The organism is Longimicrobiaceae bacterium (genome assembly GCA_035936415.1).
Classification (GTDB): Bacteria; Gemmatimonadota; Gemmatimonadetes; order Longimicrobiales; family Longimicrobiaceae; genus JAFAYN01.
Genome location: DASYWD010000207.1, coordinates 1 through 13,569, shown reverse-complemented (window position 1 = coordinate 13,569; position 13,569 = coordinate 1). Strand labels below are relative to the sequence as shown.

Here is a 13,569-nt window from a genome sequence, read left to right as displayed (position 1 = left end):
GTGCACCTCGCCCTGCTCGCGAGCGGAGGGGCGGCCTCCCCGCTCCTCCCGCTCGCCGCGGCGTGGATCGTCTACCTCGGCCGGACCGACCGGAGGGCGGGACCGGCCGGCGCCGCCGCCGCGGCGGTCCTCGTGCTCCTGGGCACCGTCCTGTGGGGGACCCTCCCGGGTATGGCGGACGCGGTGCGCGTGGTGCTCCTCTTCGGGCTCGCGGCGGTGGTCCCGCTCCTCGGCTCCGCCGGCCGCGCCGCGGAGCCCGCGGCGGCGCCCCACACCGGGGACGACGAGCCCGCCGCGGCCGAGGACCACGACCCGGACGTCCTTTCGCGCGAGCTGGAGCTGGTGCGCCTGGCGACGGACGCGCACGAGGCGGCGCTCTGGCGGATGTGGCCGGACGGGACCCGCGCCTCGCTCCTGGGGTGGTCGGCGCTCCCGGGCTACGCTCCCCAGGCGGAGGAGGTGTCGCTCCTGGGGCACCCGTTCGGGTGGGCGATCCTGGAAGGAGTTCACGTCCGGCTGGAGCACGGGAGGAAGCCGCTCCCGACCCCCTGGGCGGCGGAGATGCTCCTGGTGCCCGTGGACACGCCCTCCGGGCTGCTGGCCCTCTCCTACACCGGCTCCGTCCCCCCCGGGGCGGAGCCGAACGCGCTCCTGGCGAGCACCCAGCTCGGGGCCATCGCCGGGCTGATCCGGACGCGGGACGAGGCCGGGCGGACGGAAGCGCGCGTCCGCACCCTCTTCGACGCGGTCCGCAACCTCCCCGGCGAGCTGGACCTGGACCGCTTCGCCGAGGAGCTGGCGGAGGCCGTGCGCCGGAGCGTGGACGCCGCCGGGGCCGCCGTCGCCGTGTGGGACGCCGAGGCGGGACGCGGGGAGATCCTGCGCGTGGTGGGCGACGTCCCGGCGCGCGTGGGGCCGGGGCACGCCTTCGCGGACGGGGAGTCGCGCCTGGGGCTGGCGGCCAAGCACGCCGTCGCGCTCTCGTACGAGGACCTCCGGCGGGAGCGCGACGCGCTCCCGCTCTGCGTGCCGGGGGAGCGGTGGACGGAGGCGCCGCGCTCCGCGGCGGTGGTGCCGCTGGCCGCGGACGGGCGGGTGGTGGGGGTGGTGGCGGCGTGGGACCCGCGGCCGGAGCGCATCGGGGAGACCGAGATGGAGTTCCTCCGCCTCCTGGGCGCGCTGGCGCCGCTCCCGCTGCGGAGCGCCCGCCAGTACGAGGCGCTGGACCGCCGCGCCTCCGAGGACGCGCTGACCGGTCTCCCCAACCGGCGCAGCTTCGAGGCGCGCCTGGCCGCCGCGTCGAGCCACTTCGAGCGCTACGAGCGCCCGTTCTCGCTCCTCATCCTGGACGTGGACCACTTCAAGCGGTTCAACGACACCTGGGGTCACGAGGCGGGGGACCGGGTGCTGCAGCACGTGGCCGAGCTGGTCCGCGCCTCGGTCCGCGAGGTGGACCACCCGGCGCGCCTCGGCGGCGAGGAGTTCGTGGTCCTGCTCCCGGAAACGCCGCTCATGGCGGCGGTGGAGGTGGCGGAGCGGGTGCGGAAGGCCATCGCCGGCCGCCCGGTGGTCTGGCACGGCCGCCCGCTCCCGGTGACCGCCTCCCTCGGCGTGGCGGCCTGCCCGGAATCGGTCGGGCTGCCCGGCGAGCTCCTGGCGGCGGCGGACGCCGCCCTGTACCGCTCCAAGGACACGGGGCGCAACCGGACCACCGCCGCGCCCCCCGGCGGAGGCTCGGTGGGGCTGGGGAAGGGCGGGAGCGCGGCTGGCGCACCGCTTGCATAGCATTGTGCCACAATGAGTTACCGGCTTTCGCCGGGGGTTGACTTGCGGGGCGGGGAGCGCTAGATTAGTTGCGTGTTTGACAACACGGGTCAATGGGGATGACAGGTTTCGACGTGTACGGTGAAGCCGTAGCTGCGTGCCGAGGTTCCAGACACCTCGTTAAGCCTCTGGAAAACTAGTAACCGCGAACGATAACTTCGCCCTGGCTGCGTAAGTAGAATCCCTTCGGGGAATCCTTACCTCCCGTTCGTTGATCAGCCCTGCCTGAGGCGGGTCGACGGGCGTCGCTAAAATCCGGCTGGTCTACCCGATCGTCGTGGTACGGTAGACGAGACTTACACGACTGGTTCGCGATGGGCCTTCCACCGGCCGATGAGCGGACGAGGAGAAAAGAACGGTGGAATACGCACGTAGACGCTGTGGGGGATCTGTAGGCGGACAGGGGTTCGACTCCCCTCATCTCCACTCCTGAGGACCGCGAAGGGCCGGTCCGGCATGTTGCCGGGCCGGCCCTTCGTGTTTTCCGGCGCGGCCAAGCTGCCCTCCCGCTTGGGCTTGCCGCGATGCCGACCGCGAGTCGGGAGGCTCTGTCCCGGGGCTGGACGCCGCGTGCCCGACCGGCGAACTTGTGCCGATCCGCCCTTTCTCCCGTCCTCCAGCCCGATCGTGCCCGATGAACAGCAGCGCATCCCCCTCGCCCTGCGAGCGCGTGGAAGTCGTGGAAGGAGACATCACGAAGCTCGCGGTGGACGCCGTCGTGAACGCCGCGAACTCGTCGCTGCTGGGTGGCGGTGGCGTGGACGGCGCGATCCACCGCGCCGCCGGCCCGGGGCTGCTGGAGGAGTGCCGGCGGCTCGGAGGGTGCCGCACCGGCGAGGCGAAGATCACCGGCGGGCACGGTCTCCCCGCGCGGCACGTGATCCACACGGTGGGTCCGGTCTGGCAGGGCGGCGGGGCGGGGGAGGACGAGCTGCTCGCGCGCTGCTATCGCAGCTCGCTTCAGCTCGCGGTCGATCACGGCCTCCGGACGGTGGCGTTCCCGGCCATCAGCACGGGCGTGTACCGCTTCCCGGTGGAGCGCGCGGCGGAGATCGCCGTGGGAGAGGTTCTGGCCTTCCTGGACCGCGACAGCACTGTGAAAAGCGTCCTCCTGGTCGCCTTCGGAGCGGAATCCCGGCGTTCACTCTTGACGGCGCTCCGCGCGAAGTGTATATGAACAGCACTCAACAACACTGCGGTTCGCTTTCTACCCCCATTCCGGCGGGTGCCCGCACCGGTGCATGCTCCCGGTGCACCCGTGGCGGGCGCCGACGAGGAGAGCGCAATGAGCGACCTGAAGGAGACGAAGGAACTGCTCGACGAGGTCAACCGGGCCATCTCGAGCTATGACCCGGTCCTGAAGGAGAAGGCCCGCGACATCCTGCTGGAGCGGGCCTTCGGATCGTCCAACTCGGCTCCCGCGGCTACGGCGCGCGGACGCGGCCGGCCCCGCGCCGACTCGGGGCGCGGCGGCGAGCAGGCCGGCGTGGACCTCGCCTCGCTCCTCGAGCGCTGGACCCCGGCCACCATGTCCGACAAGGCGCTCCTGGGGGCGTACTACCTCACCCGCGTCCGCGGCGAGGAAACGGTCACCAGCCAGGCCATCAACACCGAGCTGAAGCGCAACGGCCTCGCCATCAGCAACATCACCCGCGCCATCGAGGCGAACATGCGGCCCGACCGGCCGCTGATGGTGCAGGAGAAGAAGATGGGGAGCACCAAGCAGGCCCGGAAGCAGTACCGCATCACCCCCGCCGGGATCGAGACGGTGGAGCGCAGGCTGCAGGACTGACCTTCCGCCGCGCGTGGACGGGAGCGGGCCGAAGGGAGAGATCCCCCGGCCCGCTTCGCTTTTCCCGGGCCCGCGGATCACCGAGGGGCTTGGCGACGGACCCACCCACCGGATAGATTCGGAACGATGCCGATCCCCGCCGATCGTGCCCGGGAGATCGCGGAGCGCCTCAGCCGCGGCGCCGCCCCCGAGGCACTCCAGGGACGCCTCGCGTCCACCCCTTCGTCCGAACGCCCCGTCCCGCCCGGTCCGCCGCACCCGTTCTCCTGGACGGCCGAGGCCCGGGAGGCGCGAGTCGCCTTCCTGGAATCGCGCGGGATCTCCGTGGACGCGCTCGCCGGCCGCGAGCCCCCGCCGGACCCGTCCACGCTCCAGGGCAGCATCGAAGGCTACGTGGGGATGACCCAGATCCCGACGGGCGTCATCGGTCCGCTGCGCGTGAACGGGCTCCACGCGCACGGCGACTTCTACGTTCCCCTCGCCACCTCGGAGGGCGCGCTGGTGGCGAGCTACGGCCGCGGCGCGCGCCTCATCAGCATGGCGGGGGGCGCGGCGGCGCTGGTCACCACCGAGCAGGTGCAGCGCGCTCCGGCCTTCATCTTCGGGACCATGGGCGAGGCGGCGCTCTTCGCGGCCTGGGCGGTGGGAGAGGTGGAGCGATTCCGGGAGATCGCCGCCGGACGCACCGGGCACGGGCGGCTGCTGGACATGATGACGCACGTGGAGGCGAACCACGTCCACCTGATCTTCGCCTTCCACACGGGTGACGCGGCCGGGCAGAACATGGTGACCTTCTGCACGGCGGCCATCTGCGAGGCGATCCTGGCGGACGCGCCGGTGAAGCCCCGCTCGTGGTTCCTGGAGTCCAACATGTCCGGGGACAAGAAGGCCAACGCGCTCAGCTTCATGCAGACGCGGGGGCGCAACGCCATGGCCGAGGTGGTGCTCCCGCGGGTCCTGGTGGAGCGGGGGCTGCGCACCACACCGGAGCGCATGACGGAGTACTGGCGCCTCAGCTTCGTGGGCGGGGTGCAGACGGGCTCCATCGGCGTCAGCGGACACGTGGCGAACGGGATCGCGGCGCTCTTCCTGGCCTGCGGGCAGGACGTGGCGTGCGTCAGCGAGGCGAGCGTAGGGGTCACGCGGATGGAGCTGACGGAGGAGGGCGACCTGTACTGCGCGGTGACGCTCCCCAACCTGATCGTCGGCACCGTGGGCGGCGGGACGCGCCTGCCGACCGCGCGCGAGTGCCTGCGGATGATGGACTGCCTGGGCGACGATCGCGCCTCGAAGCTGGCCGAGATCTGCGCGGCGACCGCGCTGGGCGGGGAGATCTCCATCGTGGGGGCGCTCTGCGCGGGCGACTTCGCCTCCGCGCACGCGCGCCTGGGGCGGATGAAGGGGACGGGATGAGCACGGGCGTGGCGTCGCCCCCGGCCGCGCCGGAACGGGCCGCCGAGCGCGCGCTGCCGTTCCCGCGCCGCTTCGGCATCTACCAGCGGGAGCGCTTCCCGCTCGCCGGGTACGTCCCGCTGATCGCCGTCTTCACCTTCTCGGCCGCGGCGTACTCGCGCCTGGCGCGCGGCGCGCCGGGCTTCGTCCCGCTGGACCGCTTCCTCGTCGGTGTCTTCACCGCGCTCGTCTTCTTCTTCCTCCTCCGCGTGCTGGACGAGCACAAGGACGCGGAGGTGGACCGCCGCTACCGCCCGGAACTGCCGGTGCCGCGCGGGCTGGTCTCGCTCCGGGAGCTGCGGGCGGTGGCCGGCGGCGCGCTCGCGCTGGTCGTCGCCCTCAACCTGCTGGCCGCCCCCGTCCTCCTGTGGGCCTGCCTGGCCGTGGCCGCCTGGGCGGCGCTGATGACGAAGGAGTTCTTCGTCCCGCGCTGGCTCCGCGCCCACCCCGCTGCGTACCTGGCGACGCACATGGCGATCATGCCCATGATCGACGGGTACACCACGGGGCTGGACTGGCTCGCCGAGAGGGTGGAGCCGCCGGCCGGGCTCTGGCTCTTCCTCCTGGTCACCTTCCTCAACGGCGTCGTGATCGAAGTGGGCCGGAAGATCCGCGCTCCCGGCGGCGAGCGCGAAGGGGTGGACACCTACACCTCCGCCTGGGGCGTCCGGAACGCGCCCCTGGTCTGGCTCGCCACGCTGGCAGCGACGGCGCTCACCGCCTGGCTGGCCGCGCGCCACGTCGGCATCGGCGAGGTGGCGGCCGTCGTCCTCGCGCTCGCGGCGCTCGCGACCGCGGTCCCCGCCCTCCGCTTCCTCCGCGCGCCGGACCCGGCGTCCGCCAAGCGGATCGAGACCGCCTCGGGCGCGTGGACGATCGCCATGTACCTGCTGCTGGGCGCGGGGCCGTTCGTCGCCCGCTGGATCGGGGGGCCGCTTGGCGGATAGCGTCCTCGGCACCCGCCGGGTGCTCGCCCCGGACGCGGCGCTCGCCGCCGGACCCGAGGCCGTGGGCGGGAAGGCGTACAACCTCGCCCGCCTGGGCGCGACGGGAGTGCGGGTGCCGCGGTGGATCGTGGTCCCGGTGGACGCGTTCGAAGCCGTCGCGCTCGCCGGGCGGGACTCCCCGCGGTTGCCCGACGACGCGGAGGCGGTCCGATCCGCCGTGGCGGCGACGACGCTCCCCGCCGACTTCGTGGACGAGGTGGTCCGCGCCCTCCGGGACGCCGGAATCACGGGCGTCCCGCTCGCCGTCCGCTCCTCCGCCGCCTCCGAGGACGGCGCCGGAGCCTCGTTCGCCGGGCAGTTCGACACGGTGCTCGGCGTGCCCGCGGGCGACAGGCGGGCGGTTGCCGACGCGATCCGTGCCGTGTGGGCGTCCGCCTTCAACGCCCACGCCCTCGCGTACGGCGGGGGCGGGGTGCGGATGGCGGTCGTCCTGCAGGAGCTGGTGGAGCCCGACGTGTCCGGGGTCGGCTTCTCGGCGGACCCGGTAACGGGGAGCCGCGACACCGTTGTGGTGAGCGCCGTCTACGGGCTGGGCGAGGGGCTGGTGAGCGGTGAGTTGGACGCGGACACCTTCCACTCGGCCGCACGCGAGGGCGGGGAGGACGATGTCCGTGCCGTGCTCGCCCACAAGGACCGGGCGGTGCGTCCCTCGGCGGCGGGGACGGAGATCGTGCCGGTCGAGCCGGAGCTGCGGGACGCGCGGACGCTGTCGGACGGCGAGGTGCGCCGGATCAGCGCGACGCTCCGGGAGCTGGAGCGGGCCCTGGGGGCGCCGCAGGACGTGGAGTGGGCGCTCGCCCCGGCGGAGGGGCGCCCTCGCGAGCTGTTCGTCCTCCAGGCGCGGCCGATCACCACGCTCGGCTCGCCGTCTCCCTCGCGGCCGGCAGCTCCGGCCGAGGCGCCCCGGACGGGCGAGCGCCGCATCTGGGACAACAGCAACATCGTCGAGAGCTACGCGGGAGTCACCACCCCGCTGACCTTCTCGTTCGCGCGTAGCGTCTACGAAGACGTGTACCGGCAGTTCTGCGCGGTCGTGGGTGTGGAGAACGCGCTGGTGGAGCGGAACCGGCACGTCTTCGCGAACATGCTCGGGCTGGTGCGTGGGCGCGTCTACTACAACCTCCTGAACTGGTACCGCGTCCTCGCGCTGCTGCCGGGCTTCTCCCTCAACCGCGCCTTCATGGAGCGGATGATGGGGGTGCGCGAGAAGCTGGAGAGTCCGCCGGAAGCCCCCCGCGCGGCCTCGCGCGGGCGCGATGCGCTCCGGGTCGCGCGGATGCTGCGGAAGCTCACGGCGGCCAACCGCGGGCTCACCCGGGAGGTGCCCGCGTTCCACGCGCGCGTGGACGCCGCGCTGGCGCCGCTCGCGCGGGCGGACCTGTCCACGTGGGACGCGGACGAGCTCCTGGCGCTCTACCGTCGCCTGGAGGAGGACCTCCTCCGCCACTGGCAGACGCCGCTGGTGAACGACTTCTTCGCGATGATCTGGTTCGGCGTGCTCGGCCGGCTCGTGGAGAAGTGGCTCCCGGACGCGCCGCCGACGCTCGTGAACGACCTCCTGGCGGGGGAGGGCGGCATCATCTCGGTCGAGCCCGCCCGGCGCGTCATGGCTCTCGCTCGCGACGTGTCCGCCGAGCCGGCGCTCCGGGCCGCCTTCGACCGCGTCCCGGACGACGGGGCGCTCTGGCGGGAGATCGCCACCGCCGACGAGCTGCGGCCGCTCCGGGACGCGATGGCCGCCTACCTGGAGAAATTCGGCGACCGCTGCACCAACGAGCTGAAGCTGGAGACCGTCACCCTCGGCGAGAACCCGGAGTTCCTGGTGCAGATGGTCCGCACCTACGTCCGCTCGGGGATGACGGACCCGGACGCCACGCGCGAGCGCGAGCAGGAGATCCGGCGCGCCGCGGAGGCCCGGGTCCGCGCGTCTCTTCGCGGGCCGCGCCGGAGCGTCTTCTTCGGCGTGCTGCGGCGCACGCGCGAGCGGGTGCGCGACCGCGAGAACCTCCGCTTCGAGCGGACCCGCGTCTTCGGCGTCGTCCGGCGGATCTTCGTCGGCATCGGCACGCGCATGGCCGACGCCGGTCTCCTCCGGGAGGCGCGCGACGTGTTCTGGCTGCGGACGGAGGAGGTGTTCGGGACCCTGGACGGCACCGCGACGGTGGGCGACCTCCGCGCCGTCGTCGAGCAACGGAAGGCGGAGTTCGCCGCGTACGAGCGCGAGCCCTCGCCGCCGGAGCGCTTCGAGACCTTCGGCCCGCCCGCGCTCTCCTTCGCCGCCCTCGCTCCCGACGCCCCCTCCACCGACGTGGACGCGCCCACGCTGAAGGGAACCGGCTGCTGCCCGGGGGTCGTGCGCGCGCGGGTGCGCGTGGTCACGGATCCGCGGGAGGCCGGCGTGCTCGACGGGCACGTCCTCGTCGCGGAGCGCACCGACCCGGGGTGGACGCTCCTCTTCCCCCCGGCCGCCGGGCTCCTCGTGCAGCGGGGGAGCCTCCTCAGCCACTCGGCGATCGTCGCGCGGGAGATGGGGCTCCCCTGCATCGTCGGCATCCCGGGGCTGATGCAGACGCTCCGCGACGGCGAGATCGTGGAGATGGACGGCACGACGGGGGTGGTGCTGCGGCTGGAGCAGGCGGGGGAGGACCGTGGCGGCTGAGCGCTCCGGGCGCGACCGCGCCGCCTGGGACTTCATCCGCTACGCCAGCGTCTGGGAGGACGCGGACCTCCTGTGCGCGGCGCTCGCCCCCACCGCGGCGGGCGGGCGCCTCCTTTCCGTCGCCTCCGCCGGGGACAACGCGCTCGCGCTCCTGACAATGGACCCCGCCGAGGTCGTGGCGGTGGACCTCAACCCCGCGCAGCTCGCCGCGGCCGAGCTGCGGATCGCCGCTTTTCGCCACCTGTACCACCCCGACCTCCTGGGCTTCCTGGGCGTCGCGGAGGCGCCCCGGAGACTCGACACCTACCGCCGGCTCCGCGACGAGCTCACCCCGGGCGCCCGCGGGTTCTGGGACGCACACCCGGACACCGTCGCGGGCGGCATCGTCCACGCCGGCAAGTTCGAGCGCTACCTGCGCACCTTCCGCCGCTTCGTCCTCCCGCTGGTCCACTCCGGCCGCACCATCGAGGCGCTGCGCGAGCCCCGTTCAGTGGCGGAGCAGCGGGAGTTCTACGCGCGAGAGTGGGACACCTGGCGCTGGCGCGCGATGTTCCGCCTCTTCTTCAGCCGCGCGGTCATGGGGCGGCTGGGGCGCGATCCCGCCCTCTTCGACCACGTGGGCGGCGTCTCCACGGGCGACCGGATCCTGGCGCGCACCCGCTACGCCCTCACGGAGCTGCCGGTGCGCCCGAATCCGTACTGCGCCTACATCATGACGGGCACCTACCCACCCGAGGCCCTGCCGCGCTACCTGCGCCCCGAGCACTTCGAAGCCATCCGGGCGCGCCTGGACCGCGTCCGGCTGGTCCACGGCGGGGTCGAGAGCGTGGACGGCCCCTTCGACGGCTTCAACCTGTCGGACGTGTTCGAGTACATGGGTCCGGCCGAGCACGCGCGCGTCTACGGCGCGCTGGTGGACCGCGCCAACCCCGGCGCGCGCCTGGCCTACTGGAACATGATGGCGCGCCGGGCACGGCCCGAGGCGGAGGCCGGTCGCGTCCGGCGCCTGGAGGCCGAGGCGAGGGAGCTGCACGCGCGCGACAACGCCTGGTTCTACTCCGCGTTCCACCTGGACGAGGTGGCGTGAGGGAGGCCCCCTCACCCCCCGGCCCCCTCTCCCCCGCAAGCGGGAGAAAGGGGGAGCAGGATCACGTTGAGGCGACCGCTAGCGTGGACATGCCCCTCCCTCGCATGCGGGGGAGGGTGGCGAGCCTAAAGCGAGCCGGGAGGGGGCCCGCCGGGTGGGAGCCCGCGTGACCGACCTGGTTTCCGCCCTCCCGCCCGCGGGCACCCTCCCGGGCGAGGCGGCGCGCGCCGCGCTCGTCGCCCCGCTCTTCCTGCTGCTCTTCGGCGCGGCGGAAGCTTGGCGGAGGGTAGCGCGCCCGCCGACCGAGTGGACCCGGAAGGCGGTGCACACGGGCGGCGGGGTGATCGCGGCGGGGTTCCCGTGGATCTTCGCCTCGCACTGGACGGTGCTCGCGCTGGGGGCGGCGTTCGGCGCCATCCTCTGGGGGACCCGGAGGTTCGGCCTGCTGCAGAGCGTGCACGGGGTGGAGCGGAGGTCCGAGGGGGGGCTGTACTACCCGCTCGCCATCTACCTCCTCTTCCTGATCGCCGCCGGCACGCCCGCCTTCTACCTCATCGCGATCCTGGCGCTGGTGGTCTCGGACACGGTGGCGGCGCTGGTGGGGACGCACTACGGGCGCATCACCTTCAGCGTGGAGGCGGCGGACCGCCGCAGCCTGGAGGGGTCGGCCGTGTTCTTCCTGGCGACCTTCCTGGGGGTGCACCTTCCTCTCCTCCTGCTGACCGACACGGGGCGGGCGGCGAGCGTGCTGATCGCCCTGCAGGTGGCGCTGATCGTCACCTTCTTCGAAGCGGTGTGCCTGTTCGGGAGCGACAACCTGGTCGTCCCGCTGGCGACGTACTTCCTGCTGGTGAAGATGACGCCGCGCACGGCGGAGTGGATCGGCGAGCAGCTCGTCGCACAGCTCCTGCTGATCGCGCTGGTGTCGTGGGTGGCGCTTCGCTGGCGCGTGCTGACGGTGAGCGGGGCCATCGGCGCGACGCTCTTCTTCTACGGCGCGTACTCCCTCGGCGGGCCCGAGTGGGTGGTGGCGCCGGCGGTCGCGCTGGCGGGTCTTGTGTGGGTCTTCCGCCACTACATCCGCGCGGGCCATCCACCGCGGGGCGACTACCAGGTCTCGGCCGTGTTCTACAGCACCATCCTCGCTGCCGCACTGGTGATCCTCAACAACGCGATGGAGACGCTGATCCCGCGTGCCGCCCCGGTGCTGCGGGAGACGGATGCGCTCTACGGCCCGTACGTGGGCGTGCTCGCGGGACACCTGGCGATGCTGGCGCTCACCTGGCGCGAGTCGGCCCCGGAGGCGGCCCGCTGGACCCACGGGGTGCGCGCCTTCGCGCTGGGCGTGCTCTGCGTGGTCCCGGCGGGGATCGCCGCCTGGTCGCGCGGGCCGCGCGCGGAGTCGGCCGTGGCGGGAGCCGCGGTCGCCGCCCTCGCCCTCGCGCTGTACGCCGGGCTGCGATGGTCGCCCCGGGTGCCGCGGGGCGCCACCTGGGAGCTCCGGCTGCAGATGATCTCCTCGCTCGCCGCGCTGGGGGTGGTGCTCCCGGTGCACCTCCGGGTGCTCCTCGGCCCATGAGGCGCCGATGATCTACGCGCTGCAGCTCCTGGGCGTGGCGGTGTTCGCGGCCAGCGGTGCGCTCTCGGCCGGGCGCAAGCGGATGGACCTGATGGGAGTGCTGGTCATCGCCATCGTGACCGCCCTCGGCGGGGGAACCATCCGCGACGTGCTCCTCGACCGGCATCCCGTCTTCTGGATCGCGAATCCGGCGTTCGTGGTGGTCAGCATCGCGGGCGCGGTCGCCACGCTGCTCTTCGCACGGACGCGCCGGCCGCCCGTGCACTCGCTGGCGATCGCGGACGCGCTCGGCCTCGGCTTCTTCACCATCGGCGGGGTGCAGATCGCGCTGCAGGCGGGGGTGGGCGGGGTCGTCGCGGTGCTGATGGGGACGATCACCGGGGCGGCCGGCGGGGTGATCCGGGACGTGCTCTCGGCGGAGATCCCGCTCATCTTCCGTAAGGGACACCTGTACGCCTCGACCGCGATCGCGGGAGCCACGCTCTTCCTGCTCCTGGAGGCGGCGGGGCTCGCCTATCCCGTTCCCTCGCTGGCCGGAATGGTCGCCATCGTCGGGCTGCGCTTCGCGTCCATCCTGCGGGGCTGGAAGCTGCCGGTGTTCGAGGTCTACGAGGAGCGGCGGGGAGACGAGCCGCGCGACGGAGGATGAACGGGATGACGATGCGGATCGAGCGGTTCCCCGCGGGGGAGGGGCGGATGGAAGACTTCGCCGCGGTACGCAGCGCGGTCGGCTACCCGACGCCGGACGACGAGGTGCCCGAGGGCGCGGTGTGCCTGGTCGGCTACGACGCCAACCGTCCGGTCGCGCGCCTGGCACTTCGGGTCGCCCCGGAGCTCCAGGGCGCGCCGGGGCCGTCCGGGCTCGTCGGGTGGTACGAGACGGTGGACGGCGGAGCGGGTGCGGCGCTGCTCGTCCGCGCGCGGGAGCTGCTCGCGGAGAGCGGCGTCACACGCGTCCTCGGCCCGATGAATGGCAGCACCTGGAATCGCTACCGCCTCGCCCTCCCGCCCGCACCCGGAGAGGAACCCCGGACGCCCTTCCTGACGGAGCCGGTCAACCCGCCGGAGTACCCATTGCACTGGACCGCCGCGGGCTTCTCGGTCGCCGCCGAGTACGAGAGCCGGCTTGCACGACGTCCCGCCGATGAGCGCGCCGATGCATCGGCTCCGGTGCAGACCCGGACCGGACACGGCGTCACGGTGGCGCCGCTCGACCCGGCCCGGTTCGACGACGCGCTGCGGGAGATCTTCGAGCTGAGCCTCGCCGCCTTCGCGGGAAACCTGTTCTACACGCCCATCGGCTTCGACGAGTTCGCCGCGGCCTACCAGAAGGTCCGGCCGCTCCTGGACCCGGAGCTGGTCCGCCTCGCCCGCGGAGCGGACGGACGGCTTCTCGCCTTCGTCTTCGCCTTCCCGGACCCGTTCGACCGCGCACCGGACCGGCACCCGCGGGTGGTGCTCAAGACGCTCGCGACCGCCCCGGAGGCACGCGGCCTCGGCCTGGGTGGACGCCTCACGGGCGAGATCCACGAGGCCGCCTTCGCCCGGGGCGCCCCCTCCGTGATCCACGCCCTCATGCACGTGGACAACACCTCCACGCGCATCTCCGGCAACTACCGCGGGGAGCTGTTCCGCCGCTACGCCCTCTACGGGTGGTCCCCATGAGCGGCCGTCGTTCTCCCCTCCCCCTTGCGGGGAGGGGCCGGGGGAGGGGGCCCCTTGGCTAACCCCAACGTCGCCGCGCGCCTCGCCCACCGCGCCGCGCTCCAGCCCGAGCGGACCGCCATCGTCGAGTACGCCGGCGGATCTCCGCGACGCATCACCTTCGGTGCGCTGGCGGAGCGGGTCGCCTCGCTCTCCGCGGGAATGCGGGAGACGGGGATCGGGGTGGGGGACAGGGTGCTGCTCTTCGTCCCCATGTCCATCGACCTCTACGTGGCGCTCCTGGCGACGCTGCACGCCGGGGCCACCGCGGTGTTCCTGGACGCCTGGGCGGGGCGGGAGCGGCTGGACGCCGCCGTGGCCGCCGCGAGCCCGAAGGCTTTCATCGGCTCGCCGCGCGCGCACCTGCTGCGCCTGGTGAGCCCCGCCGTCCGCTCCATCCCGGTGAAGTGGATCGCCGGGCGCCGCTGGGCCCGTCTCGCGCGCCACGCCCACCGCGCCGCGCTC

General features: G+C 73.5%; 11 protein-coding genes and 1 other RNA gene. All 12 read left to right on the top strand.

What is annotated here, in order from left to right; translation table 11 throughout:
- Positions 1-1,785, top strand: a 1,785-nt coding sequence (locus VGR37_08145; protein ID HEV2147360.1) for a sensor domain-containing diguanylate cyclase, incomplete at its 5' end; no start/stop codon positions are given.
- A 94-nt stretch (positions 1,786-1,879) separates the two neighbouring features.
- Positions 1,880-2,253: a transfer-messenger RNA gene (gene ssrA / locus VGR37_08140) on the top strand.
- A gap of 205 nt (positions 2,254-2,458) precedes the next feature.
- Positions 2,459-3,001, top strand: a complete 543-nt coding sequence (locus VGR37_08135) for an O-acetyl-ADP-ribose deacetylase (protein HEV2147359.1) — start codon at positions 2,459-2,461, stop codon at positions 2,999-3,001.
- A 108-nt stretch (positions 3,002-3,109) separates the two neighbouring features.
- Positions 3,110-3,616: a hypothetical protein gene (locus VGR37_08130; protein ID HEV2147358.1), complete on the top strand. Its 507-nt coding sequence runs from the start codon at positions 3,110-3,112 to the stop codon at positions 3,614-3,616.
- A 126-nt stretch (positions 3,617-3,742) separates the two neighbouring features.
- Entirely contained in the window at positions 3,743-5,029 is a 1,287-nt protein-coding gene (locus VGR37_08125; GenBank protein HEV2147357.1) for a hydroxymethylglutaryl-CoA reductase, read from the top strand.
- A complete protein-coding gene (locus VGR37_08120; GenBank protein HEV2147356.1) occupies positions 5,026-6,015 on the top strand; it encodes a UbiA family prenyltransferase in 990 nt (329 codons plus the stop codon). The genes VGR37_08125 and VGR37_08120 overlap by 4 nt, the downstream gene beginning before the upstream one ends.
- Positions 6,005-8,734, top strand: a complete 2,730-nt coding sequence (locus VGR37_08115; GenBank protein HEV2147355.1) for a PEP/pyruvate-binding domain-containing protein — start codon at positions 6,005-6,007, stop codon at positions 8,732-8,734. The genes VGR37_08120 and VGR37_08115 overlap by 11 nt, the downstream gene beginning before the upstream one ends.
- On the top strand, positions 8,724-9,821 hold the full coding sequence (locus tag VGR37_08110) for a DUF3419 family protein (GenBank protein HEV2147354.1): 1,098 nt from the start codon (positions 8,724-8,726) through the stop codon (positions 9,819-9,821). The genes VGR37_08115 and VGR37_08110 overlap by 11 nt, the downstream gene beginning before the upstream one ends.
- Positions 9,822-9,987: 166 nt before the next feature.
- Complete coding sequence (locus VGR37_08105; GenBank protein HEV2147353.1) at positions 9,988-11,400, top strand: hypothetical protein; 1,413 nt, start codon at positions 9,988-9,990, stop codon at positions 11,398-11,400.
- A 7-nt stretch (positions 11,401-11,407) separates the two neighbouring features.
- Positions 11,408-12,049 carry a trimeric intracellular cation channel family protein gene (locus tag VGR37_08100; protein ID HEV2147352.1) on the top strand — a complete coding sequence of 214 codons (642 nt, stop codon included), beginning with the start codon at positions 11,408-11,410 and terminating at the stop codon, positions 12,047-12,049.
- A gap of 5 nt (positions 12,050-12,054) precedes the next feature.
- Positions 12,055-13,065: a GNAT family N-acetyltransferase gene (locus tag VGR37_08095; GenBank protein HEV2147351.1), complete on the top strand. Its 1,011-nt coding sequence runs from the start codon at positions 12,055-12,057 to the stop codon at positions 13,063-13,065.
- Positions 13,066-13,119: 54 nt separating this feature from the next.
- Positions 13,120-13,569: AMP-binding protein (locus tag VGR37_08090; GenBank protein ID HEV2147350.1), on the top strand; the 450-nt coding region annotated here is incomplete at its 3' end.

Excerpts from the sequence above, each read along its gene's own strand:
- VGR37_08100 (HEV2147352.1), top strand. The coding sequence starts at position 11,408 with ATGATCTACGCGCTGCAGCTCCTGGGCGTGGCGGTGTTCGCGGCCAGC.
- VGR37_08130 (HEV2147358.1), top strand. The coding sequence starts at position 3,110 with ATGAGCGACCTGAAGGAGACGAAGGAACTGCTCGACGAGGTCAACCGG.
- VGR37_08120 (HEV2147356.1), top strand. The coding sequence starts at position 5,026 with ATGAGCACGGGCGTGGCGTCGCCCCCGGCCGCGCCGGAACGGGCCGCC.
- VGR37_08095 (HEV2147351.1), top strand. The coding sequence starts at position 12,055 with ATGACGATGCGGATCGAGCGGTTCCCCGCGGGGGAGGGGCGGATGGAA.
- VGR37_08125 (HEV2147357.1), top strand. The coding sequence starts at position 3,743 with ATGCCGATCCCCGCCGATCGTGCCCGGGAGATCGCGGAGCGCCTCAGC.
- VGR37_08135 (HEV2147359.1), top strand. The coding sequence starts at position 2,459 with ATGAACAGCAGCGCATCCCCCTCGCCCTGCGAGCGCGTGGAAGTCGTG.